The sequence below is a fragment of the Sulfitobacter sp. SK012 genome, from assembly GCF_003352085.1.
Lineage (GTDB): Bacteria > Pseudomonadota > Alphaproteobacteria > Rhodobacterales > Rhodobacteraceae > Sulfitobacter.
In genome coordinates, this window is sequence record NZ_CP025804.1 from 4287567 (window position 1) to 4312335 (window position 24769).

Below are 24769 nucleotides of genomic sequence, written 5' to 3' on the forward strand. Positions count from 1 at the left end.
TCCAGCGTGTTTTCAGCCCGTTAACCGAGGTTCACTACGGCTTGCGCCAACACCTCAACCCCGACCACCAAATCGGCCTCGTGGGTGTCCTCCTCAAAGGCATGGCTGATCCCTCCGATGGACGGCACAAAGACCATCGCGACAGGCATCAACCGCGCCACATTGGTGGCATCATGCAACGCTCCAGACGGCATCTGTCGCCACTTGCCCGGCGTCACGGTTTCTGCTGCCGTCTCAACCGCTTGGCGCAACGTCGTATCCATCGCGACAGGCTCAAGACCCAACATTTGACCGAACCCCACGACCATCCCGCGCGCCGCTGCAATTTCCTCCGCTGTTTCGCGGATGATCTTTTCCATTCGGCCCAGTCGACCAGCGTCGGCATCACGCCACTGCATTGAAAACACGGCCTTTCCCGGAACAATCGACGAAGCGTTAGGGTGCAGCGATACATGCCCAAGTGTCCAAACCGTTTGCGGCGTTACCACATTCCGTAACCGCTCATTCAGCGTCTGATTGAACGTGGCAAGCGCCTGAAATGCATCGCGACGCAGGTGCATCGGCGTGGTTCCTGCGTGGTTTTGCTGGCCCTCAAAGGTAACCTTCATGTCGCGGATACCCACGATATCTGTGACGGCACCTATCTGCTCTCCAGATTGATCCAGTGTCGGCCCTTGTTCAATGTGAAGTTCAATAAAACCCTGAAATTGCTTCGGATTTATGGGGCCGGTCACCATCGAAGCCACCGCCTGCCGCGCCTCGCTAAGCCGAATTCCATCGTGATCTTTCAGCTCATCCGCATGATCTTGCGACAGATGCCCGGACCAAACAGCGCTGCCTGTGGTGACGCCAAATCGCCCCTCTTCATCTTGAAAAGACACAACTGACACGGGCCACTGAGACACCCGCGCCACCTCAAGCGCTGCGATCACGCCCAGCGCGCCGTCCAGCCAGCCCCCTTCGGGTTGGCTGTCTGAATGCGACCCCAGCAAAATCGACGTTTCATCCGCGAGCCCAAAGAGGTTGCCCATCGCGTCCATCTCGACCCGCAAACCTGCGTCCTGCATGCGCTCCGCCAGCCATCCTCGCGCGGCAACATCTGCATCAGAGTAGGCTGGCCGGACCACACCATTTCCGCTGCCTGCAGCACCGAAACTGCGCAACTCTTTCAAATCATTCAAAAACCGTACGGCATCAACGGACATATTGCCCCCATATCTTTTGGCCTAGGGTTCTCAAGCGGCGTCTGAAGGGGCCATGGCCCCTTCATTCACTCTGCGGCGATTGCATCCGTCACAGCTTCGACTTTTACGGCCGAGAACTTGAATTCCGGGATTTTGCCAAAAGGGTCCACCGCCGGATTGGTCAAGATATTCGCCGCCGCTTCAACAAAGGCAAAGGGTAGAAACACCATGTCTGGCGACACGGCCCGGTCGGAGCGCGCCATAATCTCGATGCTGCCGCGTTTCGTCGTCAGACGCACATGACCACCTGGGTCAATACCAAGCTTACGGAAGGTCGATGGATGCAGCGAACAGTTCGCTTCAGGCTCCACCGCATCCAGAACCGCCGAACGCCGCGTCATTGAACCCGTGTGCCAATGCTCCAACTGCCGACCTGTGGTTAGGATCATCGGATACTCTGCATCGGGCGTGTCATCTGGCGCAATAATGCTTGCTGGCGTGAATTTGGCACGGCCGTCCACACGTGGAAAACCATCCGCGAAAACAATAGCCTGCCCGGGATCTTCGGGCGACAGCGACGGATACGTCACCGCATCCTGCGCCTCCAGGCGATCCCACGTGATGTTGTTGAGGGACTTCATGTTCAGCTTCATTTCCGCAAACACATCTGCGGGGCTTTCGTAAGACCAACCAAGGCCCAGCCGTTTGGCCAGCTCAACCTCGATCCACCAATCCTGGCGTGCTTCACCAGGTGGTGCCAGCGCAGCCCGGCCCATTTGCACCTGACGATTGGTGTTTGTGACAGTCCCCGATTTCTCAGCAAAGGCGCTGGCGGGCAGGATCACATCGGCGAAGTTTGCAGTCTCTGTGAGAAAGATATCTTGGACGACAAGATGCTCCAACTTGGCCAATGCGGCGCGAGCATGTGCCGTGTCGGGGTCCGACATCGCTGGGTTCTCGCCCATCACATACATCGACCGAATGTCGCCATCATGCACCGCATCGATGATCTCGGTCACGGTCAGACCTTTTTCATTGCTGAAATCGTCGCTCTTCCAGACGTCCGTAAAGGCAGACCGGACGCCATCATCCGTCACAGACTGATAGTCAGGCAAGAACATCGGAACGAGACCCGCGTCAGAAGCACCTTGTACGTTGTTTTGACCACGCAAAGGATGCAGGCCTGCACCGGGACGCCCAACTTGGCCGGTCATCAGTGCCAAACTGATTAGGCAGCGCGAATTATCGGTGCCGTGGATGTGCTGCGAAATGCCCATCCCCCAAAAGATCATCGCGGCCTTGGCACCCGCAAACACCCGTGCAACCTCGCGGATTACATCCGCTTCGATCCCGCAAATGCCAGCCATCTTTTCGGGCGAGAAATCCTTCAGATGCGCTTTTTCGGCTTCCCAGTTTTCGGTGTAGGCAGCGATATATTGCGCGTCATAAAGCTCTTCTTCCACGATCACATGCATGATCGCGTTGAGCATGGACACATCCGTGCCAGGCCGGAATTGCAGCATATGCGACGCAAACCGCCGCAAACCAACGCCGCGTGGATCCATTACGATCAGCTTGCCACCGCGTTTGGTGAACTGCTTAAAGAAGGTCGCGGCGACGGGGTGGTTTTCGACAGGGTTAGCCCCGATCACAATCGCCACATCCGCGTTTTCGATCTCGTTGAAGGTCGCGGTCACAGCACCAGATCCAACATTTTCCATCAAAGCGGCAACCGAGGATGCATGGCAAAGCCGCGTGCAGTGATCGACGTTGTTATGACCAAAGCCCTGACGGATCATCTTTTGAAAGAGATACGCTTCTTCATTGGTGCATTTGGCGGATCCAAAGCCCGCGACGCCGCGGCCACCGACCTTTTTCATACCGTCTGCGGCGAGATCCAGTGCTTCTTCCCATGACGCTTCACGGAAATGGCTTTCCCAGTTGCCGGGGTCCACGTTCAACCCCTTTGCCGGAGCATCGTCGCGCCGGATCAAGGGTTTCGTCAGGCGATGCGCATGGTGGATGTAGTCAAAGCCAAAACGCCCTTTGACGCAGAGCCGTCCCTCATTCGCAGGCCCATTGATGCCTTCGACGTATTTCACACGGCCGTCTTTGACTTTGAGTGATATCTGGCAGCCGACACCGCAGAATGGGCAAATGCTTTTGGTTTCGCTATCGAAATCAGCACTGTCACCGATCTGGTTTTCATCAACAACTGTCGCGGGCAACAACGCGCCCGTCGGACAAGCTTGCACACATTCGCCACACGCCACACAGGTTGATGCGCCCATCGGATCAGCCATATCAAACGTTGGATAGGTGTCTTGGCCACGTCCAGACATCCCGATCACGTCATTGACCTGAACCTCGCGGCAGGCCCGCACACAAAGCCCGCATTGGATGCAAGCATCCAGATTGACGCTCATCGCAACATGGCTGTCATCCAACAGTGGAATATGATCCACTTCGATCTTAGGAAAGCGGCTTTCTTCGACACCATTCAGCGCGACCATGTCCCACATGTGGCTGGATTTATCGTGGCTTACGGCTTGTTCAGGATGATCGGCTAGCAGCAGCTCCACAACCATTTTGCGGGCGTTTTGCGCGCGCGCATTGTCAGTTGTCACAACCATCCCGTCGGAAGGTTCGCGGATGCAAGATGCAGCTAAGGTGCGTTCGCCCTCAATCTCAACCATGCAGGCGCGGCAGTTGCCATCGGGGCGATACCCCGGTGCTGGCTTCAAGCACAGATGCGGGATGATCAGGCCACGACCATTGGCAACCTCCCAGATTGTCATACCTGCTTCAGCCTCAACGGTTTCGCCGTCCAGCGTGAATGTGACCTTATCCGCCATGCTAATCTCCTAAACACTCTCCCACTCTATAGCGAAATCTGTCGCACGTCAGGAGTCCCATTCCCGACCCTGCACCCCGGATTTACGCCATCAGGGTTTCCGATACGCTCCGTCTGGGGGTTGTTTGACCAAAAATACCCTTGTTGGAGGCGCGCGCGCTTTCAAACGGCGCAGGCCTGACCTATCACGGAAGCACCCAGTGAAAGAGCCTCATGTCCTACGTCACCCTCATCCGCCACGGCCAAGCCAATTCTAGTGCCCGCGACGAAGCCAGTTATGATCGTCTCAGCCCGCTGGGCCACGAACAAGCGCAATGGCTTGGCACCCATCTGAACGACAGCCAGACCCCACACATGCGCCTTTATACTGGCACCCTGCGTCGCCATATTGAGACTGCCGATGGTATGGACACTGGGCTTGAACCAGAGCGCGATCCGCGTCTGAACGAACTTGAGTATTTCACCCTCGCAACACTGTTGCAGGAACAACATGGCGTTCCGTTTCCCACGGAACAGGGGCAGTTTTCACAGCACCTGCCAGAAGTCTTTGAAAGCTGGAAATCAGGCCGTATCGAAGGCGCGCCTGAAACTTTTGTCGAGTTTGAGACCCGTATTGAAGACGTGATTGCAGAGATCGGCGCGGGCGATGGCCCGGCATTGGTCGTGACATCTGGCGGGTTGATCTCCATGGTGATGGGACAGGCGATGGGTCTTGGCATTCCGGCAATGGCGCGGGTGGCGCTGGCAATCATGCACACGTCGCTGCACCGGCTGCATCCCATTGGCGGGCATTGGTCTCCTGTACTATTCAACGCTGTTCCGCATCTCGATACTGTTGCACGTCGACAGTTTCAAACTCACATCTGAAGGGGTCGTCCTGTGAAACTCTATTTTGCCAAACGCACCGTCTCGATTGCTGTCGCCATTGGACTGCAAGAATCCGGACTGGATTGGACCGCGCAGCGGGTTGATTTTGGAAGCGCTGAGCAGACCAAACCCGAGTTTCGCGCTATCAACCCAAAGGCCCGTGTGCCCGCGTTGCAGCTTTCGGACGGCACAGTGTTGACCGAAACCGGTGCGCTGCTGGATTATATTGCCGCCTGCGCACCACAAAAGGGGTTGGTGCCGTCAGACCCGGAGCCAGCGGCGCATGTGCGGAGCGTGATGTACTACCTCGCCTCCACCATGCATGTGAATCACGCCCACAGAGGGCGCGGTACCCGCTGGGCAGATCAGGCCAGCAGCCATGAAGATATGGCGGCCAAAGTTCCTCAAACCATGGCAGCCAGTGCGGCCTATGTTGAGGATGAATGCCTGCGCGGCACTTACGTGCTTGGCGAGACCTTCTCGATTGCAGATGCGTATCTTTTTGTGGTTTGCAGCTGGCTTGAAGGTGACGGTGTGCCCTTGGACGGCTTGCCCGGCATCACGGCATTTATGAAGGCAATGGACGCCCGTGACAGCGTCAAGTTTTGCCGCGCGGAGGACATGCTATGAGCGCGCCTCATATCTGGCTGCGTGCAGAACAGCGCGCGAATGAAACGCGGACGGGCTTGACACCTCAAGGAGCGGCTACCCTGCGCGACGCGGGTTTTGAAGTGTCAGTAGAGGCCACAGACAGCCGCGTGATCGATACGCAGGCCTACGCCGCGGCCGGATGCACAGTCGTTGCTGCTGGGTCTTGGCCTGATGCGCCCAAGGACGCGGTTATTTTCGGTCTCAAGGAATTGCCGGATGACGGCACGCCCCTGCGGCACCGCCACATCATGTTCGGCCATGCCTATAAAGGACAAACCGCGGGGCAGATACTGCTTCGTCGGTTTAAGGCGGGCTGTGGCACGCTGCTTGATCTGGAATACCTCACGAATGGGGATGGTCGCCGGGTTGCTGCGTTTGGATATTGGGCGGGCTTTGCGGGCGCCGCAATGGCCATTAAATGCTGGATCGCCCAACAAGATGGTAGCATTTGCGGCCCCGTTGCGTCCTATCCAGATGCCACAGCGCTTAAGGCTGATTTGCGCGCTGATCTGTCCAGTTTGGGCACAACAATGCCTGATGCGTTGATCATTGGGGCGCTGGGGCGTGTTGGGGCCGGGGCTGCCGATCTTTGCGAGGCACTTGGTGTTTCCGTGACAAAATGGGACATGGAAGAAACCGCAAAGGGTGGTCCATTTCCGGAAATCCTTGCTCATGCTCTGTTTTTCAATTGCATCCTAGCGCGCGAAAGCACGCCTGTTTTTGTCCCGTCCACAGCTATGGATCAGTCGCGGAATTTGCGCGTGATAGGGGATATTGCTTGCGACCCTGACAGTGCGTTCAATCCCGTACCGGTCTATGATCGCGCCACAAGTTGGGATGCCCCTGCCCTGCGCGTGCATCAAACGCCGCCTCTGGATGTCATGGCCATCGACAACCTGCCATCGCTCTTACCGCTGGAAAGCTCAGAGGATTTTGCCGCCCAGTTGCTTCCGACGCTTGTGCAGCTTGCCCAGACACACGCCGATGTCTGGTCGCGCGCTGATACGCTCTATCACCAGCATAGTGCCACGCTTTAGCGTTAGGAAAAAATCCGGTAGTAGATGCTATCTGGCAAGAATTGACTGCCGCGAAATAACAGCGAAAAGAGCCATGGAAAGCTCTTTTTGAAACCGTCGCCATTCATGTGTTCAAACACCTCGCGCGCGGCGTCCTCAGGTTCCATCAAGAATGGCATTTTAAAGTCATTCTTTTCGGTAAGCTGCGTGCGAATGAAACCCGGATTAACAACCTGAACCTGCACGCCAGTTTTGCGTAAATCGGCATACATGCATTCCGCCAAAGACATCGTCGCAGCCTTTGATGCGGTATATCCAATGGATCCCGGCAGCCCCCGAAAACCCGTCAAGCTTGACGTGATCACGATATGCCCTGCATCCCGCGTCACCATTTGCGGGACCACTTGACCCATCACACGCATCAATCCAGTAAAGTTTATATCCGCCATTGCTGTGGCTTGTTCTGCGTTCCAATCCTTTGCCCCAAACGGCCAGTACACGCCGGCCAAATAAACAATCCCGTCTACGTCGCCGACAGCTTTAGCCGCAGCATTCACACTGTCTTGATCGGAGACGTCGACCTTTTGCACCTGCACGCGACCAGGCAATGTCTTGGCTAGCGCATGGAGCTTGTCCTCAGACCGCGCCGACAAGATCACTTCGGCCCCTGCACGGCTCAACTGTTGGGCCAATGCCGCGCCCAGCCCGTCGCTTGCCCCAACCAACCAATATCTTTTGCCCTGCCACGTCTTCATGATTGGTCCTCTTTACGAATTGTGGCCACAAGCTCTGCGACCTTGATACCGAATTTGCGAAATTGGCTGCGGTTCACGATCGTGCCATTTGACGTCAAGTACATGCAATCAAATGCATTTAGCACATATCCCCCGGCGCTTTCTGGCATCCTAATCGGATAGCGGAACAAAACCACCGGCCCCGCTTCATGTCCTTGCGCAACGCCCGGAACGTCATCTGCAGTTGCGGTAAAGTGGCCCCGATCACCGAGCGTAATCGTCCACGCACGCTCCTGCACACTGCCATCGTTATAGGTAAAAACCTCTTTTATGGTGCCAACATTGTTGATCCAACGCGCATCAAAATCAGCGACGAAACTGCTGGTCATACCGCCTAGAGGGCCAAAGATCACACCCTCGCAGATCATCTTTCCGTTCAAATGTTCTTTGAGGTCGAACTGCGGCGCACCACCTGCGTAATCGGTCTCGCGCTGGCTGGCAAAGCCGGCAAATCGGCGCAACAAAATCAGCACCATGAATACGGCTCCTACGCCGAGCATGAAGAAGATGATTGGGTCACTCATTCGCTCAGACCTCCTCGATTTCTGTGCGCCACAAAAGCGCAATGGCGGCGAGTTTCAGCACACACGGAACACCCGCATAAAGCAGCCGCAACAGATCAAGTGCTTGGGGCGGCGGAGCCGCGGCACCACCGTCAAATCCAGCTGTTTCCAATGCAGGAAGTAGGGTGATCGCCGCCAAAGCCAACGTCAATTTGGATACAAAAGACCAAATCCCGAACCCTTCGGCGGCAGAAGGCGCGATTTGAGACATGCGAGTCGCGAATAACGCGGGCAACAGCGTCAGGTCAGCCCCCATCGCGGCACCTGATGCCAGACAAACAGCGGCGAACAGCCATACATCGCCCGGTCCTAAAAACAGCGCACCGCCAAACGCAAAAATCGCCAACATCATGGCCCATAGCAGAACGCGTTTTGGGCCGTGGCGCTGCGCGAGCGCTCCCCAGATCGGAGCTGCTCCGGCGGCTGAAAGGAAAAACAGCAACAGCAGCGGGCCTTCATAGCCCGGCGCATCCAACGCACTTTCAACGTAAAACAGAAACAAGGTTGAACTGACAGCGACCGGCGCTGCGTTGAAGAGCGCAATCAGCAGCAAACGCCGCGCCAGCGGATCACGCAAGACGGTGCCAAACCCGGTGCTTTCGGGAATGCCAGCGCTGCGCCATTCACTGCGCATCGCGATCACAGCAACAACGGCAAGCACGGAAAAACCAACAGCAAAGCCGGCAAAGGGCTGGTCCATCGCGACACCTAACGCCACCGGCGCAACTGACGCTGCACAAACGCCCAAGAGCGCGCCCGTCTCGCGCCATGTCGCAAGCTGCACATGGCTTTTACCGGGCATCCCGTCTGCCTTAGCGACACCCTGAGCATAAAAGCAGATTGTCAGAAAGCTGAAGGCGGAAAACACCAACGTCAGCATAGCTCCGAACCACACAAGCGGGCTGGTCAGTGGTGGGACGGCAAACAGCCCGATCATCGCGGCGGCCATGATAATGCAGGCAACAGTTACGGCTGTTGCACGGTGGTGGCGCAGCCTTTCTGACAGACGGCCCAACAACGGATCTTGGACAACATCAAGCAGTCGTAGCGCAAAGAGAACCGTACCGAGGGCTGCAAGTGAGACCCCAAATTCATCAACATAGAATTTCGGAGCATGGATATATATTGGCAGGCCCGCACAGGCCAACAACGCCGCAAAAAGCGCATATGCAGGCAAGCGATCTGCACGCGCGGGCATATCACCAAGCACCGTCACCCGCGTGTTACTTCTTTGGATGGCGGTTCAGGGGGCGCGCGGTATCCTGCGCCCTTAAACCAAAGTTTTAGAGCCTGCCAATGGATCAATGCCAGCACACGGCGCGCGCCCAAAGGACGGCGGATCATGCTTTGCAAGATGCGCCGATTGCTGAGTGGTGTGCGCTTGCCGGTGAGGGTGGCGATCAGGCCGCCGTCACCTTGCTCATAATCTATCCAGATCCCGATGCGCTCAGGCGTGATGTCAAATCTAAATGTGTACCCACCCTCGACTGGTTGAAAGGGGGAGACGTGGAATATCTTGGTCGCGGTCAGTTTGTCTTGCGGCAAAATCTCTGACCCATCCGAATGATAGCAGAGGTAACTGTGCCGGCCACCAAAGGTGTTGGAAACTTCAGCGATAACAACGATTAACGCGCCCGCAATATCCCGGCAGAGCCAAAAGCTAACCGGATTGAACACATGGCCCAGCACCCGAGGTTGCGCAAGCAACTCGATCCGCGCGACGCCGTCGATCTGGTGTTGCGACAGCACATCACGCACCCAAACCGGGCCGCGTCCCAGACCCGGCGCACCGCCGTGATCCACGTCATGAATTGCGGTCAAACCACGCCCGTTGCGCGAAAAAAGACCCGGCGTTTCTAGATCTGCCTCTGCGTCCAACAGCATATAATCGATCGAATAGCGAAAGGCATTGCTGATCGCACCTTTGCGGGCATGGAACGTTGTCCCTGCGATATGATCAACGCCAGAGGTCACTCGGCGGCCATGGGCAATGCCAACGCACCCTGAATGCCGCGTACGACATTTACGGCACTTGCCAGACCATCTTCGTGAAATCCATGTCGCGTCCAAGCACCACAGAACCATGTCGCGTTGGATCCATTAAAGCCCTGCAATTGTTCCTGTGCTGCCATCGCTGCAAGATCAAAGACTGGATGGCGCAAGGTGGTCTGGTCATGAATCAAATCTTCACGGATGGTGCGTTTCGTGTTGAGCGTCACGAAATATGGCTCATCCATCGGAATAGGTTGCAGAGAGTTCATCCAATAGGTCAGGTCGATCCGGTCAGATTTGACTTTCCTATCTTCGGAGTAAACCCACGAGGCCCACGTCGCGCGACGTTGGGGCATCATAGCCGTATCTGAGTGCAGGACGATATCATTGGGCTGATAAGCAATCGCACCCAGCGTCGCAGTTTCCTGCGAACTTGGATCATCTAGCATCGCCAGCGTGTCATCCGAGTGAGTGGCAAAGATGACCGCGTCAAAATCTTCCCATTCGCCGCCCCATGTCTTGATCTGCACACCAAAGCCCGTGCGGCGGACTGACTGAACAGCTGCATTCAAACGAACATCAGTACCCACACTGTTCATTGCAGCCTCGATCCGAGACACATAGGCCTGCGCACCGCCCTGAATCGTATACCATTGGGGTTGCCCGGAATATTGCAACAGCGCGTGGTTTTCAAAGAACTGCACAAGCGCGTGAGCGGGGAAATCCATGATCTGCCGGGTCGGCGTCGACCAGATCGCACCGGACAATGGCAGCAGGTAGTAGTCCCGAAAATAGTCACCTGTCCCAAGGGCGGCCAGAAATTGACCGATCGTTTTGGACCGATCACTTGCCAACTCGACGGCGCGTTTGTTGAAGGTCACAATATCGCGCAGCATGCGCAAAAACTTAGGGTTCGCCAGATTGCGGCGCTGCGCAAACATCGCATTAAAACTGGTCAGCGCGTATTCGAGACGGCCACCATCGATGGACGCGCCAAAACTCATGTTGGATTTGACCACCGGCACGTCAAGCTCGGCGAAAAGTGCGGCGAGATGCGGGTAGTTCGCGTAATTGAACACGATGAACCCCGTATCAACAGGCTGATCCGCGTTCCTACCTGCCATCACCGTGCGCGCGTGACCGCCTAGGCGTGACCGGCTTTCGAATAGCGTAACGCGGTTATCAGCACCCAGCATATGCGCCGCACCCATCCCGGAAATTCCGGCACCGACGACTGCGATTTTTTGGGATATTGAGGCGCTGGGTATAATGTCCCGTTGGGGGGCTTCAAAAGGCATATTGTGCAGCAGTCCTGTATTTTCATTCGCAATAAACACTATACGGCTCAGATACGTTTCTGGATGTAAATGAGTTTCGATTTTCTTTTTGATCCAACCGGGTAGCCCGGGCGTAGACAATACATGTTAGTTGATTTTCAAACACAAACACACGACACTCAGCGCGGGGCCTTGGCCTGGGCTGCTCAAAGCGGTGACCGTAAGCAAACGAGAGCAGGGCAACATCAGGTGACCAAAGATCAGCAGTCAGCAAACTGGGTAGATCAAATGTTGCGCGTCCGAGATGAGCGGGACACTGACGCCTTTAGTGCTCTTTTTTCCCATTTTGCTCCACGTATCAAAGGTTTCTTGATCAATTCAGGTACTGACCCGGCCACTGCGGAGGAATGCGCGCAAGATGTTATGGCAACGCTTTGGCACAAGGCAGCGCAGTTTGACCCGACCCGCGCCACCGTCGCTACTTGGGTTTTTACAATTGCAAGGAACCGGCGCACGGATATTTTCCGGCGTGACAGGCGCCCTGAACCTGAAGACCTAACATGGGGCCCTGAGCCTGAACCCGACCAAGCAGAGGTCATCGCGTTTCAGCAAGAGGCGACCCTGCTTCGAACGGCCCTTGCCGACCTGCCCGAGGAACAACGCAGTTTAATTCAACAAGCCTATTTCGGCGACCTCAGCCAGTCTGAGATCGCAACCCTCACCGGTCTGCCCCTTGGCACGATCAAATCCCGTATCCGGTTGGCGCTTGAAAAACTACGCCACAGTTTGAAGTGACAGAAATGACCAAGATTAATCACCACCTAGATGACGACACACTAATGGCCTACGCCACTGGTAGTTTACCCGAGGCGTTCAACTTGATCGTCGCGGCACATGTATCGATGTGCGACGTCTGCCGCGCTGCTGCTGATAGCTTTGACACGCTCGGCGGCGCTGTTCTGGAGGAAGAAGACGTTGCGAGCCTGTCTGAGACAAGCCTCGCGCGCACGCTGGCGCAACTGAAGGAACGGTATGCCGAGGTGCCCGCCACGCGCCGCCCTGCCGGGGCGCTTCCTGCGCCACTTCAGGATTACGTTGGCGGTGATCTGGATGCGATCCGCTGGCGGCCCGTTGGCATGGGTGTAAAACAAGCGATCCTAAAGACATCCACCCGGGCCACCGCACGACTGCTCTTTATTCCAGCGGGCGCTGCGATGCCAGATCACGGTCACCATGGGACTGAGATGACGCTCGTGCTGCAGGGTGCTTTTCACGACGACGACGAAGTTTTTGCGCGCGGCGATATCGAGATCGCGGATTCTGATGTTCAGCATATTCCGGTTGCCGACATTGCTTGCGATTGTATTTGCCTTGCCGTTACCGACGCGCCACTGCGTTTCGCCGGTTGGTTACCGCGTCTGGTGCAAAAATTCGTCCGGATTTAAGTGCAAAGACCGTCCAGAGCCGATCTGCCACGGGCCATCAGCTTTAGGTAAGATTGGGCGTCGATATTCGCGCCGCATACAATTACCCCTACGCGCCGCCCTGCAAGGCGGTCGCGTAAGGGCCCCAACACAGCCGCAAGAGCTGCCCCTGCCGCGGGCTCAACAGCGAGTTTTGCTTCTTGTTGGAAAACCACCATGCCGGCGCAGATCATGTCATCGTCCAACGTCACAATGTCGTCGAGATAGGCTGCACATAGCGCGTGACTAAAGGGCAGCGCCATCGGCGCTCCTAGGCTGTCGGCAATTGTATCCACCTTATCTAGATGAACAGGTGCGCCTTGAGACATCGATTGTGACATGCTGGCGGCACCTGTTGGTTCGACGCCAAAAACTTCGCAGGCCGGATTGATCTGTTTTACCGCTGCTGCGATCCCACTGATCAACCCTCCACCGCCAATTGACACCACGACGGCATCAAGCCCCACTGCATTCTCCATCAGTTCTAAGCCCACCCCCGCTGTGCCCAGCGATGTGCCAAGGCCCTCAAAGGGATGGATAAACGTCCGACCTTCGTCGCGGACCAGGCGCTCTGCTTCAGCAAAGGTTTCGGGACCCGGTGGCATCATCACAACTTCAGCACCTTCTGCGCGGGCCATGGCGACGCGAAACGGATTTGCGTTCGATTGGATCACCACTTTGGCCGATGCCCCAATCTGCCGCGCAGCCCAAGCGGCCGCAATGGCGTGGTTCCCCGCACTCGCCGCCGTGATCCCGCGCGCCCGTTGATCCGCATCAAGGCCGCGCGCAACGCTCAGTGCGCCGCGGGCTTTGAAGGTGCCCGTGTGCTGAAAACACTCGAGCTTGAGGGTTACCGACCCGCCATCCAACACGCGATCTATCAGCGGTGAATGCATCTCAATGCTCGGTGTATGCACCACCTGCCCTGCAATTGCAGCGGTGTTGGTTCGGATCGCGTCCAGCGTCATACCGCTGGTGTCGGGGCCGGTCATTTTAACTTCCTTTGCTCTGCGGGGCCAGGGGCACAACTTGTGCAGTATCTTCGGGGGCAAGCTCTTCGAAATCAAAATCATGCAAACGACCTGCGCGTTTGGCAGCTTTTTCGCCGCTAATCATGATTTCTTCTACGTCTTTGCGGGCTTGACCAAAGTGCCGATCTAGGTTGCCCACGCGTGACACCAAACGCTCTACATCACTGTGCAGCAGGCCCAGTTCTTTGCGGATCGCACCGGCCTGTTCGCGCATCCGGGCGTCTTTGAGGATCGCGCGCATGGTATTGAGCGTGGCCATGCAGGTCGTCGGCGAAACAATCCAGACCCGTGCGGCAAACCCTTCGCGCACGACTTCGGGCAGTCGTGAATGTAGCTCCGCATAGACCGCTTCGGAGGGCAAAAACATGATCGCGCCATCCGCGGTTTCGCCTTCGATAATGTACTTCGCCGAGATCGCTTTGATATGCACTCGTACGGATTGAGCCAAAGCGCGCAGGGCGCGGGCCTGATCCTCTTTGGTCTCCGCAGCAGCGAGCGCCTCAAACGCTTCAAAGGGAAACTTCGCGTCAATGACGATGGGTCCCGGCGGGTTGGGCAAGTGCACCAAGCAATCTGCGCGTTTGCCGTTCGAAAGGGTATGCTGCATCGCATAACTGTCTGATGGCAACGCCTTGGACACGATGTCCGTCAGTTGAATTTCTCCAAACATCCCGCGTCGCTGTTTGTTGCTCAGGATGTCTTGCAACGACAACACGTCACCCGACAGCTTGGTGATGTTGTCTTGTGCGCGGTCGATGGCGGCCAGCCGCTCTTGCAGCTGCGTCAGGCTCGTTGTTGTCTGCTTGGACGAACCACTCAGAGTCTGGCCGATGCGTTCCTGCATTTCCGCCAGCGCACGGGCAGATCGCGTGGCGTTATCGGCCAACTTTTCTTGCATCTGCATTTGCACTGCATTCAGGCGCGTTTCCATGGATTGAATAATCTGACTTTGGCCGTTGGCTTGAGTATCCGACACGGTTTGAAGCCCGCCCCGCAGCTGTTCCTGACCCGCGCCAAGCTGCTGTACATGACCGCCTAAAACGGCCATCTGGCGCGCGAGCGGTTCGGTAACCCGCGCCGATCGCCCAGCGGCGCGCACTGCCATGATCAGCAAGGCAAAAAGGATCAACAGCAATGCCGCCCCAATTCCGGCGGCAATCACCCTTGGGTCATCTAGGGCAAAGCTATAGGTGCCAATTTCAATCATGTGCGGCCAAAGAGCCGTTCAATATCGCTCAACTTTAGTTCGACATAGGTGGGGCGGCCGTGGTTGCATTGCCCAGAATGCGGTGTCGCCTCCATATCACGAAGGAGGGCGTTCATCTCTTCGGCGCGCATCCTGCGGCCTGAGCGAATAGAACCGTGACAGGCAACCCGGCTTAGGATTGCTTCGATCCGGGCCTGAACCAGCAAGCTTTCGCCTTCGCCGTCTAGTTCATCTAAGATATCTCGCAGCATGGCGCCTGCATCTACTTCACCAAGGATCGCAGGCGTTTCGCGCACGGCGACAGCATCCCCACCGAAGGGTTCAATGGTCAGGCCAAAGCGGGCGAGATCAGCCGAAACCGATAATATCTGCGCGCGATCTGAGGGCGACAGACTGATGATTTCGGGGATCAAAAGCGCCTGCGCCGCGACGCCATTTTCGGCCATCTGGCCTTTGAGGCGCTCATAGACCAAACGCTCATGCGCGGCGTGTTGATCCACGATCACCATGCCATTGGCCGTCTGCGCGATTATGTAATTTTCATGTACCTGACCGCGGGCCGTTCCGAGGGGGTAGTCGGGAGCTTCTTCATTTTCCTGCGTGGGCTCCGGCGCTTCGACCCGCCCCCACATGCCTGCAGTTTCCGCAAACGCAGGTTCAATCACCCCGCCGCGCGGTCCCATTGAGGGTCGATCCATTTGGTATACGCGCGCGCCTGCTGGCTCTGGCGTAAATGCACCCAGCGTCGCATTAGCAACCGTCGTCGATGCGCGGTGCCCCGCCTCTGCCAACGCATGGCGCAAGGCAGATACGATAAGCCCGCGCACGAGGCCGGGATCCCGAAAACGGACTTCAGATTTGGCAGGATGCACGTTCACGTCGACCAGCGTTGGATCACAGTCGACAAAAAGTGCCGCAGCGGGGTGTCGGTCGCGGCTTAGGAAATCGAAATAGGCACCGCGCAGGGCCCCAATCAGCATTTTGTCCCGAACCGGGCGGCCGTTCACAAAGAGATATTGAGCCATGGTCGAACCGCGCGAATACGTTGGCAGGGCGGCAAATCCGGTCAGATGAAACCCTTCGCGCTGTGCGTCGATAGGCAGGGCATTTTCGGCGAATTCCTTGCCCAAAACGGTGCGCAATCGGCCGTGGAGCGCGTCAAATAGATCGCCCTGCTCCGCTTCGGCGCGAAAAACATCGCGGCACGGTCCATCGCCCGAGACATCACGCAGCACAAACCTAACAAAGGGCTCAGCCATGGCGAGGCGTTTGATCACATCGGCAATCGCTTGCGCTTCAGCGCGGTCGGTCCGCATGAATTTTAGCCGCGCGGGCGTAGCATAAAAGAGATCGCGCAGGGTCACTATTGTTCCAGCGCTGAGTGCTGCAGGGCGGAGAGGCTCGTGGTGACCTCCTGCGACCGTGATCTCAGCTCCTTCTTGGCCAGCGACACGGCTGGTTATGGTTAGCCGGCCGACGGAACCAAGTGATGGCAGCGCCTCGCCCCGAAAACCGAAGCTATGAATATTAAGCAGGTCGCTTCCATCAATCTTGGACGTCGCATGGCGTGACAAGGCAAGCGGAAGATCTTGGGCCGACATGCCGCAGCCGTCGTCCGTAACGCGAATGAGTGTTTTGCCGCCATCAGCGTAATCGATGGCGATGCGCGTGGCCCCTGCATCGATAGCATTCTCAACCAGTTCTTTGACTGCCGATGCCGGGCGCTCCACGACCTCGCCGGCAGCGATCCGGTTGATCGCCATCTCGTCGAGCTGCCGGATTACCGGGGCCGTAGCGCTTATGTTGGGGTTGGGATGTGCCATGCCGCAATACCTAGCATATTGCCGCCCGATTCTGCCAGAGGATCGGCACGCTTGAACAGTCAAAATTGATGACCTGCCCCCAAACGCGAACGAGCCGGACAATTTGCCCGACCCGCTGACTGCTCGACGTTCTAATTGCGCCGTATGCCTGGAAGCTAATGTTCGTGCTTAAATGCGTACTCAAATGCAGCACACACAAGATCTTGATGATCCTTCGCCGAAACATTGCCTGTCTAGTTTGTGAAACTAGATATAGGCGAAGGATGATTCGTAGGTCAAAGCAAAAACGAATCGGCGGCCAATTAATTACGAATCGCTTGGTTAAACGGGGGGTTATGAGAGCACTGGCAGTTGGACTAGCGAGCAAAACTCGCTAGCTTGCGGAAAACCATCCATTTCGGAGTACGCCAGATGACCCAAGGATACCTCACGACGCATGTGCTTGATACAGCAAGTGGACAACCTGCAGGCGGCATGGCGATTTCGCTCTACCGCTTAGAGGGTGAAAATCGCACGAAGTTGGCGCAAGTCAGCACCAATACAGATGGTCGCACAGACACGCCGATTTTGCCAAAAGGCGAATGTGTGCCCGGCACCTATGAGCTGGTCTTTGAGACGGGGGCTTATCTGGACCGCATCGGGGTTCCAGCAGAAGAGCCGCGCTTTCTAGATCATATTCCGATCCGATTTGGGATTTCGGACAAAGAGGCGCACTACCATGTGCCCCTTTTGCTGTCGCCGTTTGGGTTTTCAACCTACCGCGGCAGCTGACCCTCGGGTTCGGTGCGGTCCAAAGACCGCTGCCACTGCCAGAATAAGACCTGAGATTGTCGCAATCATTCCGGCGGCAGACACGGCATCTGCCATGCCAATCCATAGCGGCCCGTATCCAGCAATCACGTAGCCAAGGATCGCGGATAAAGCAGCAAAGCCAGCAGACCACGCCAGTTGATGTTCCAACCGGTTGGTCATCATGCGCGCAGCGGCGGGCGGGCAGATGAACATGGCAATGACAATAATACTGCCCACAGCGTCAAATGCGGCGACGGCGGCAATGGCAGCAACAATGACAAGTGCCAGACCCAGCGGTGCCGTATGCAAGCCAATCGTCTGGGCAAATCCCTCGTCAAAGGTGCTGATCTTTAAGGGGCGCCAAAAGACCGCGATGAAGGCGCAGACAAAGATCAGCGTGAACACCATCCGCGGCAGTTCGACAGGCAGGCCAGCAAGCGCTTGGACATCCCAAAGCGACGACCAACCGGTAGCATCGAGCCAGATCAAGCTTTCCAGATTGCCATAAAGCGCATGTTCCACATCAAGGTGCACTGATGAGGTGTCTGACTGCTCGAGCAGCAACACCCCGCCTGCAAACATCGCGGTAAAAATCACGCCCATGGCCGCACCGGGTTCGATCTTGCCCAGACGGCGCACGGCCTCGATACAGACAACCGCAACCACGGCGGCACCCGCAGCACCAAGCAACATGGGCCAGGTCGACACCTCGCCAGTTATCAAAAATGCAACGACGATCCCCGGCAACACAACGTGACTGATGGCGTCGCCAATCAGCGCCTGACGCCGCAGCACCAGAAAGTTACCCGGCAGAGCACAGGCTACAGCAACACAGATGCCGATCAGCATGGGTACGAGCGACAGTGGGACGAACTCATCACCGCTCATGATGTCACCCCGCGCGGCGCACCAATGTCTCGGTCCACCTGTTCGATTTGATCGGTGGTAAGTACCGTTTCAATGGGTGTGAGACCATCGTAATGGGCCGCGGCGGCCTCATAGGCCGGGTCGCGGCGAATGGTCTGCCAGCGGGTCTCGTCGCGCAGCGCTTTGGCGGCGCGGGCGCGGCCATCGTCTGTTGCAACACCGTCGGGCAATGCCCACCCTTCTGAGCGGAGCAGTCGAAGCGTTAGGCGTTCATAGATGGGTTGGCCTTGGGCCAGCGCCAGCAACCCTTGGCGCAGATGCACGCGGCGCTGAAATTGGCGATGCCGGATCAGCGCTGAAACGACACCACGCTCAGGGGCAAGCAACAAAGACAGCGCAAATAGGCCAAAGCCTACCAGCACGATAATGGGTCCGGTGGGCATGGCAGGTTGCGCCGCCGAAATCGCGGCACCCACATAGGCTGACACGCCCCCAAGTGCGCCCGCAATAAGCACGACGTGATCAGTCCGGTCCGTCCAGAACCGCGCCGTAACGGGCGGAATAATCAGCAGTGCGACAATCAGGATCAGGCCCACAATCTTGAGACCAACAACCGTCACAGCAAGGACAATTCCCATCATGGCAAGGTCGGTGCGGGTTACGTTTTGCCCTGTCGTCGTCGCGAAATCTGGATCAAAGCTGGCAAGGGTCAGTGGACGGCGCAGCACCAAAACCAACATCAGCGTCAGAGCCGCAGAGACCGCGATGATCAGCGCGTCACTGCGCAACATGCCTGCCGTTGAGCCAAGCAAGAAGCCCTCTAGCCCCGCTTGGCGGCCCGCGCTCATGGTCTGAATAATGGTCAGCAGCACGATGCCAAAACCAAAGAAAACCGACAAGACGGCACCAATGGCGGCGTCTTCGGCAAGACGGGTGCGCGTGCTCAGCCAGTTAACGCACAGCAGCCCCAAAGCCGCCGACACCGCGGCCCCGCTCAACAGTCCGATCAGGTTGCGCCCTTCTCCTCCAAACGCCACCATGACCATGAACGCGATGCCAACACCGGGCAGCGTCGCATGGCTGATTGCGTCAGAGACGAGGGCGCGTTTGCGCAGAAAAAGGAATGTGCCGCCGACACCAGCAGCCATGCCCAAAAGGCATGCGCCAATGGTCACGAGGGTGGCATTGTACCCCAGTTGCAGCAGCAGCGCGTCGGTTATCATAGCTTAGCCAGACGTGCCGCTAAGCGCATCAACCTGAGCGCCAGCAAGACGGCCACCATAAGCGATTTGTAAAGTCTCGGGGGTAAAGACGTCTTCAACAGAACCTTCGCCGACCCGGCGCGTGTTGATCAAGAACACATTGTCGAAATATTCAGCAACGGTGCTTAGATCGTGGTGCACGGCGACGACGGTTTTGCCTGCATCGCGCAAGGATTTCAGCACGCTGATAATCGCCTTTTCGGTTGCTGCATCGACGCCCGCAAATGGTTCATCCAGCAGATATAGATCGGCGTCCTGCGCCAAAGCGCGCGCCAAGAAAACACGTTGCTGCTGGCCACCTGAAAGCTGGCCGATTTGGCGGGTCGCAAAATCCTGCATGCCAACACGCTCAAGACAGCCTTCGGCCTTGGCCCGGTGGGTGGCACGCACCCGGCCAAGCAGCCCAAGTTGCGGGTAGAGCCCCATCAACACCACGTCGATCACCCGTGTTGGGAAATCCCAGTCGACACTGGCGCGCTGGGGCACATAAGCGATGCGGTTACGCTGTTGGCCGACTGGTTTTCCATAAACCGTTACACTGCCGGCTAGCGGTTTAAGAATGCCCAGCGCGGCTTTCAACAATGTTGATTTACCAGCACCGTTCGGGCCGATGATCGCAGTCATCTTGCCCGGTTCAATCGTCATATCAACCGAAAACACAGCGGGCTTTTGTCCATAAGATACGGTCATCCCACGGATTGCCAACGGGCTCGCGTTGCGCGCACCATCGCTGAGGGCGACGCCGTGATCTGTTGCAAGCTCCAGTGTCATGTTTAGCCTTCTCCCTTGAGTTTGCCTGCCATGCCGCGCGGATCGATATCTGCGCCCAGTGCTTTGGCAATGGTCGTAACATTGTGGTCGATCATGCCCAGATACGTGCCCTCATAGGTTCCGTCTGGCCCCATGGCATCGCTATAAAGCGACCCGCCGATAGCAACGTTGTGACCCTGCGCATGGGCCCCTTCGATCAAGGCGCGGATATTGCGATCTGACACCGACGTCTCGACAAAGGCGGCCCTAATCTTGCGGTCCACTAGCGTGTCGACCAGATTACTGATCCGGTTCAGGCCTGCCTCACTTTGGGTGGAGATCCCTTGGATGCCAATCACCTCAAACCCGTAAGCACGGCCAAAATACCCGAAAGCGTCATGGGCTGTCAGCAGCACACGCTGATCCGGCGCGACTTGTGCGAGTGTTTGACTTGCATAGGCCGACAGCGCGTCGAGGCGCGCAATATACGTGCTTGCGTTAGCGGCAAAAATATTCGCGTGTTGGGGGGCCATAATGTTCAGCGCGCGTTCAACTTCGGAGACCACACCACGCCACTGGCTAGGGTCCATCCAAACGTGGGGATCATAGCGCCCATCATAGTCAGCATGGCTTAACAGCTGGTCTTTTGGAATAGCTTCGGCCACCGCAATCACGGTGCGTTTACGCCCAAGGTCTTCAAAGAACCGCTCCATCTGCGCTTCAAGATAAAGGCCATGCCAAAGCACAAGATCAGCACGGGTCATCGCGACAATATCACTGCGGGTCTGACGGTAGCCATGTGGGTCAACGCCCGGCCCCATCAGTGCACGCACATTGATCAGATCACCCCCGATCTGGCGTGCCGCATCTGCAATCATGCCTGTGGTAGCCACAACGTTTGGCGTTGTCTCAGCCTGTGCGGAAATTGGCGAAAGCGCCAAACCAGTCGCAGCCAGCCCTCCCAAAAGGGCAGCACGGCGTGTCGAGGTCAGATCTGACTTATTTACTTTCATGGGTCCAATATGAGAGTGACTCGCAACTAAGTCAATGCACTTGCGACTTATTCGCAATAAAGCTGGCGGTATCCCTTAAAAGGCAATCACAAACTCTGTCCCAATCTCCGTCGGAGACAGCACAATCTGAGCGCCGCGCGCCAACAAAAGACTGTGCACAATGCTGAGGCCCATGCCGGTTCCCCCCTCATCGCGACGGGTCGTAAAAAACGGATCGAATATGCGCGCCCGATTACCCTGCGCCACGCCGCTGCCGTCGTCTGATACTACAAGTTCAGATCCGGCCCAGTTCAACGTAAGGGTTTGGGCTCCATGATCCGCAGCGTTTTGCGCCAGCTGCGTCAGCACAACCGTTAGGTCCGCCGGCGGAAGTGGGATCATCCCCCCGACCTGCACGATCATCTCTAACCCTTCAATGTCGATGCGCTCAGCACCTTCCAACAAATCCGTCTCACCCAATTCGCCCGTCTGAGAAGCAACCGCGTGCTGGCGCATATCGTCCAACAGGCGCTGCATCCGGCTGGCGGCTTGGGTGATTGTCGCGCCTAGAGCCGCGCGATCTTCGGGCGATAGATCGGTCTCAAGCAGCTCGGCGGCACCCGTGATGGCGGTCAGCGGCGATTTTAGCTCATGGGTGACATGATCGGCATAAGCGCGCAGGCTAGCAGTACGGTTTTGCAGCGCGGCTCCCATGTCGATGACGCTATCAGCCAGATCAGAAAATTCGGGCGTGCCAAAATGATCCGGGGGGCGCACGCCAGTTTGCCCAACACGCACAGATCGCGCATGGACCGTAAGCGCATAGACCGGGCGCAGTACCAGTCGCCACAAAAGAAACCCAAGGATCGACGTCGCGATCACCGCCATCCACCCCAAAAGCCACGCCGTTTCGGCCCGACCTAAGATATCGCCCGCAACCTTAAGGTACCCAATCGCGATCAGCGGCAGGCAAAGCACCGCTGCCAACGTTCCGCCAATGACCAACGCCAACGGCGGTCGCCATTTGGGCGCTACCCTGCGCACGGGCCCATCCGAATACCAACGCCGTGCACCGTTTCAATGGCGTCCGCGCAACCCGCTTTGGACAGTTTTGACCGCAGGTTTCGCAGATGACTGTCGAGGGTTCGGTCAGATACATGAATATGCGCGCCGTATACCGCATCGGTCAGCGCTGGCCGCGGCATTACCTGATCAGGCCGGGACATAAGCTGACTTAGGATCGTCATTTCACGCGCGGTCAGGGTGACCGGGGCACCGCCGACCGTGCAACTGTGGCGCGCCAAATCGATCCGAAGAACCCCTTTGGACTGCGCAGTGTCGGTCGGCGTTGTGGCCACCCCCTTGGTGCGTTTCAAGATTGCTTTGATCCGGGCAAGCAACTCTCGGGGGGAGAATGGCTTGGTGACATAATCGTCGCCTCCCAATTCGAACCCCAGCACGCGGTCGATCTCATCTTGGCGTGCGGTCAGGAACAAGACGGGTGTATCGTCGCTGGCCCGCAAGGACCGACAAACCTCAAGCCCGTCGATCTCTGGCATCCCGATATCAAGCACGATCAGGTCAAACCGGCCGGTCCGCGCTTTGGCGAGGCCCTCGGCCCCATCGCCGGCCTCGGACACTTCATGGCCCGCGCGGGTCAAGGCAATGCGCAAGACAGCGCGGATTTGTGGGTCGTCATCGACGATCAGGATATGGGTACTCAAAACGCGACCTCTGCAGTGACTGCGTCAAGGCTACGGCGCGCGCGCCAGTTTCGAAAGCCCCATTCGCGCCAATCCGCCGGGGCCACAATTTCACGATTTTTGCCCGGGCAGATGCTGCGGCCACGCTGCTCGGCTTGCGCAATTATGGGCTTTGCCGCGTCGCCAAGCCTGCACAGGTAATAAGTGTCGCTCTGCACAGGCATGGACAGATTGTGGCGTGCGATGACCGCGTCAAAACTGATGAAGCAACTTAGATATAGCACCCCGACCCCCAACACCGCGCTGCGGTTTAACATCCAAGCGTTCGCGTGACCGCGCCAAATCTGCCAAATGACCAATGCTAGGCCGGTCGCCACAAGCGCCATCCAAATCGCCGCGGCCATGCGCAAATGTGTCAGTCCGTAGATGTCGACATAAAGGTCGAGCCGCACCAGCGAGCTGACAACAAGCGCGACGTTCTGTGCGATCCAAATCATCAAGAGCAGACGCAGCGCTTTGTCTCCGTCGACCCATTTGCGCGTCACCAATGCAAAGCCCCCGGCCAAAAGCGCGGTAACCAACAAAGGATAGGCCCCACGATGGGCGTATTGAGCATACGTAATGCCCTCTGGTAGGCCAACGCCGCCATAAAGATAGACGATATCCATCACCGTCTGCAGGGCAAAGACCACGTTAAAGAGCAACAGCGCCCGTGTGACCGACGCCTGATTGATAAAACCTTGGCGCACAGGACGGAATGCTTGTGCCTTGCGCGCGGCTGGGCGGCGCAGACGTTCGCGCGTTTCAATCAAGGACAAGACTGTCCATCCTAGCGGCACCAGACACAACCAAAAGGCGACGCGTGCTGGATTGGGCATGTTAACTTCGGGCAGTCGTTCAATCCAATCGAGCAACACCGGATTCGCATCAGCCAAAAGTAAAATGAAAATCGCACCAAGGACCAGCGGCATAAGCCAAGCAAAAGCCATCCGCTGCGCTCGGTTCTGCAACGCTTGATTGGACTGCGCTTCAAAAAGACCAACTGCATCCTTTGCAGTCTGCTGTACGCCCAACGGCCAAAGGCGGCGCGCGCCTCGCAACAGCTCAGACGCGTGCAGACCAGCGATAAGGGCAAGGATCATCGACAAACCGGCAAACGACACCAACAAGGACAGCGGCTGCACCAACTCCACCAACGGCATCAACACCAGCAAGGACAGACCCGCCACAAGCGAGAGTTGCGTGGGCGATGTTTTTCGACCGCTGGCGATCAGCGCCATTATAATCAGTGCTGCCCCAAAAACGGCCAAAGACAGGCCCGGAAGAACCTGCCAAACCAACACATCCCCCAACGCGATCGACAAAATCAGCAATCCGAGCCGCAAATGCTCCGCCCCCAGTTTGCCTGCCTTGTCTGACGTAGGCTGTTTATTTGACGGTGCACTACTCGATAGCCACCAGCCATCTTGGCTGACACTTGGCGGAACGCCCTGGATCAGAAATGTTTTCATCTGTTGGCCTTTCTTAGCCTAACTGCCCTGTTGCATTCGTTTTGACATTCAGGCGTGCACACCACGCGCGAGATTTGTGCAGCTTTTGCGCAGAGGTTACGCGGCGCTGCGGCTTGCATTTGCGGGCATTGTCATGCGATCTTTGCTGCCTGATCCTTTGTGTGAAAGCT

The 24769-nt window shown here is 57.2% G+C and carries 23 protein-coding genes; 6 read left to right on the forward strand and 17 right to left on the reverse strand.

The annotated features are described in order from the left end of the window. Positions 1–20: 20 nt before the first annotated feature. On the reverse strand, positions 21–1205 hold the full coding sequence (locus C1J03_RS20915) for a hydantoinase/carbamoylase family amidase (protein WP_114888335.1): 1185 nt from the start codon (positions 1203–1205) through the stop codon (positions 21–23). 65 nt (positions 1206–1270) lie between these two features. Continuing rightward, a complete protein-coding gene (gene fdhF, locus C1J03_RS20920; protein ID WP_114888336.1) occupies positions 1271–4039 on the reverse strand; it encodes a formate dehydrogenase subunit alpha in 2769 nt (922 codons plus the stop codon). A 212-nt stretch (positions 4040–4251) separates the two neighbouring features. On the opposite strand from fdhF, the gene C1J03_RS20925 reads away from it, so the two are divergent. Genes C1J03_RS20925 through C1J03_RS20935 form a run of 3 tightly spaced genes read left to right on the forward strand, consistent with a single transcriptional unit; the run spans position 4252 to position 6593 of the window. Continuing rightward, positions 4252–4905 (forward strand): histidine phosphatase family protein, encoded by a 654-nt coding sequence (locus tag C1J03_RS20925; RefSeq protein WP_114888337.1) that lies wholly within the window; start codon positions 4252–4254, stop codon positions 4903–4905. Between the two features lie 12 nt (positions 4906–4917). Continuing rightward, positions 4918–5535 (forward strand): glutathione S-transferase family protein, encoded by a 618-nt coding sequence (locus tag C1J03_RS20930; protein ID WP_114888338.1) that lies wholly within the window; start codon positions 4918–4920, stop codon positions 5533–5535. After that, on the forward strand, positions 5532–6593 hold the full coding sequence (locus C1J03_RS20935) for a saccharopine dehydrogenase (protein ID WP_114888339.1): 1062 nt from the start codon (positions 5532–5534) through the stop codon (positions 6591–6593). The genes C1J03_RS20930 and C1J03_RS20935 overlap by 4 nt, the downstream gene beginning before the upstream one ends. Positions 6594–6595: 2 nt before the next feature. Here the strand turns inward: C1J03_RS20935 and C1J03_RS20940 are convergent, their stop codons facing one another. From C1J03_RS20940 to C1J03_RS20960, 5 genes are read right to left on the reverse strand one after another with little or no spacing between them, the layout of a single operon-like run. Further along, on the reverse strand, positions 6596–7327 hold the full coding sequence (locus C1J03_RS20940) for an SDR family NAD(P)-dependent oxidoreductase (protein ID WP_114888340.1): 732 nt from the start codon (positions 7325–7327) through the stop codon (positions 6596–6598). Next, the gene (locus C1J03_RS20945; protein ID WP_114888341.1) at positions 7324–7890 is read right to left on the reverse strand and encodes a DUF3833 family protein; all 567 of its coding nucleotides are present in this window, start codon (positions 7888–7890) and stop codon (positions 7324–7326) included. Before C1J03_RS20945 ends, C1J03_RS20940 begins: the two co-directional genes overlap by 4 nt. A 4-nt stretch (positions 7891–7894) precedes the next feature. Further along, complete coding sequence (locus C1J03_RS20950) at positions 7895–9127, reverse strand: MFS transporter (protein ID WP_114889124.1); 1233 nt, start codon at positions 9125–9127, stop codon at positions 7895–7897. Positions 9128–9141: 14 nt separating this feature from the next. After that, positions 9142–9903: a DUF1365 domain-containing protein gene (locus C1J03_RS20955; RefSeq protein ID WP_114888342.1), complete on the reverse strand. Its 762-nt coding sequence runs from the start codon at positions 9901–9903 to the stop codon at positions 9142–9144. Continuing rightward, on the reverse strand, positions 9900–11219 hold the full coding sequence (locus C1J03_RS20960; RefSeq protein WP_114889125.1) for an NAD(P)/FAD-dependent oxidoreductase: 1320 nt from the start codon (positions 11217–11219) through the stop codon (positions 9900–9902). Before C1J03_RS20960 ends, C1J03_RS20955 begins: the two co-directional genes overlap by 4 nt. A 267-nt stretch (positions 11220–11486) precedes the next feature. On the opposite strand from C1J03_RS20960, the gene C1J03_RS20965 reads away from it, so the two are divergent. Then, complete coding sequence (locus tag C1J03_RS20965; RefSeq protein WP_254694288.1) at positions 11487–11993, forward strand: sigma-70 family RNA polymerase sigma factor; 507 nt, start codon at positions 11487–11489, stop codon at positions 11991–11993. A gap of 5 nt (positions 11994–11998) precedes the next feature. Then, positions 11999–12643 carry a ChrR family anti-sigma-E factor gene (locus tag C1J03_RS20970; protein WP_114888344.1) on the forward strand — a complete coding sequence of 215 codons (645 nt, stop codon included), beginning with the start codon at positions 11999–12001 and terminating at the stop codon, positions 12641–12643. Here C1J03_RS20970 and C1J03_RS20975 read toward each other — a convergent pair. From C1J03_RS20975 to mutL, 3 genes are read right to left on the reverse strand one after another with little or no spacing between them, the layout of a single operon-like run. Further along, positions 12640–13653, reverse strand: coding sequence for a pyridoxal-phosphate dependent enzyme (locus tag C1J03_RS20975; RefSeq protein WP_114888345.1), 1014 nt, complete (start codon positions 13651–13653; stop codon positions 12640–12642). The two genes, C1J03_RS20970 and C1J03_RS20975, sit on opposite strands and share 4 nt — an antisense overlap. A 1-nt stretch (position 13654) precedes the next feature. Beyond that, on the reverse strand, positions 13655–14899 hold the full coding sequence (locus C1J03_RS20980; protein ID WP_114888346.1) for a DNA recombination protein RmuC: 1245 nt from the start codon (positions 14897–14899) through the stop codon (positions 13655–13657). After that, positions 14896–16722 (reverse strand): DNA mismatch repair endonuclease MutL, encoded by a 1827-nt coding sequence (gene mutL / locus C1J03_RS20985; protein WP_114888347.1) that lies wholly within the window; start codon positions 16720–16722, stop codon positions 14896–14898. Before mutL ends, C1J03_RS20980 begins: the two co-directional genes overlap by 4 nt. Before the next feature lie 411 nt (positions 16723–17133). On the opposite strand from mutL, the gene uraH reads away from it, so the two are divergent. Next, complete coding sequence (uraH, locus tag C1J03_RS20990; RefSeq protein WP_114888348.1) at positions 17134–17493, forward strand: hydroxyisourate hydrolase; 360 nt, start codon at positions 17134–17136, stop codon at positions 17491–17493. On the opposite strand, the gene C1J03_RS20995 is transcribed toward uraH, so the two are convergent. The 7 genes from C1J03_RS20995 to C1J03_RS21025 all read right to left on the reverse strand — a co-directional run bounded on the left by C1J03_RS20995 (position 17473) and on the right by C1J03_RS21025 (position 24599). Then, positions 17473–18402 carry a metal ABC transporter permease gene (locus tag C1J03_RS20995; RefSeq protein ID WP_114888349.1) on the reverse strand — a complete coding sequence of 310 codons (930 nt, stop codon included), beginning with the start codon at positions 18400–18402 and terminating at the stop codon, positions 17473–17475. The two genes, uraH and C1J03_RS20995, sit on opposite strands and share 21 nt — an antisense overlap. Next, positions 18399–19604 (reverse strand): metal ABC transporter permease, encoded by a 1206-nt coding sequence (locus C1J03_RS21000; protein ID WP_114888350.1) that lies wholly within the window; start codon positions 19602–19604, stop codon positions 18399–18401. Before C1J03_RS21000 ends, C1J03_RS20995 begins: the two co-directional genes overlap by 4 nt. 3 nt (positions 19605–19607) lie before the next feature. Continuing rightward, entirely contained in the window at positions 19608–20414 is an 807-nt protein-coding gene (locus C1J03_RS21005; protein ID WP_114888351.1) for a metal ABC transporter ATP-binding protein, read from the reverse strand. Between the two features lie 2 nt (positions 20415–20416). Then, the gene (locus C1J03_RS21010) at positions 20417–21406 is read right to left on the reverse strand and encodes a metal ABC transporter solute-binding protein, Zn/Mn family (RefSeq protein WP_114888352.1); all 990 of its coding nucleotides are present in this window, start codon (positions 21404–21406) and stop codon (positions 20417–20419) included. A gap of 75 nt (positions 21407–21481) precedes the next feature. Next, a complete protein-coding gene (locus C1J03_RS21015) occupies positions 21482–22429 on the reverse strand; it encodes an ATP-binding protein (RefSeq protein WP_114888353.1) in 948 nt (315 codons plus the stop codon). Beyond that, a complete protein-coding gene (locus C1J03_RS21020) occupies positions 22417–23109 on the reverse strand; it encodes a response regulator transcription factor (protein ID WP_114888354.1) in 693 nt (230 codons plus the stop codon). The genes C1J03_RS21015 and C1J03_RS21020 overlap by 13 nt, the downstream gene beginning before the upstream one ends. Next, positions 23106–24599: a DUF4153 domain-containing protein gene (locus C1J03_RS21025; RefSeq protein ID WP_114888355.1), complete on the reverse strand. Its 1494-nt coding sequence runs from the start codon at positions 24597–24599 to the stop codon at positions 23106–23108. The genes C1J03_RS21020 and C1J03_RS21025 overlap by 4 nt, the downstream gene beginning before the upstream one ends. Positions 24600–24769: the final 170 nt, after the last annotated feature.